Source organism: Macrococcus brunensis (assembly GCF_004359615.1).
GTDB classification, from domain to species: domain Bacteria; phylum Bacillota; class Bacilli; order Staphylococcales; family Staphylococcaceae; genus Macrococcus; species Macrococcus brunensis.
In genome coordinates this window covers 1-240 of record NZ_SCWA01000078.1, presented here as the reverse complement: position 1 = coordinate 240, position 240 = coordinate 1, and the positions used below count along the sequence as shown (strand labels likewise).

Here is a 240-nt window from a genome sequence, read left to right as displayed (position 1 = left end):
GGTTTGTAGAAGCCTGAGTCGATTGTCAGGTCATCCCCGTTATTCACGACCACTGTCACCTTCTGGCCGTCTGAATCCAGTCGGTCATCGCCTACGTTTGTCGCTGTCGGCGCGTAGCCCTCAGGTGTTCCGAATTCAACCGTGTACTCACCGTTCGGCAGATTTGTGAACTCGTAGTTGCCGTTCGCATCTGTCGTCGTTGTCACTGTCGTACCGTCCGGTTTTGTCAGTGTCACTGGG

The 240-nt window shown here is 54.6% G+C and carries 1 protein-coding gene; it reads right to left on the bottom strand.

Annotated features, from left to right (window positions below; translation table 11 throughout):
- On the bottom strand, positions 1–240 hold a 240-nt coding region (locus tag ERX27_RS11310; RefSeq protein WP_165983164.1), incomplete at both ends, for an SdrD B-like domain-containing protein.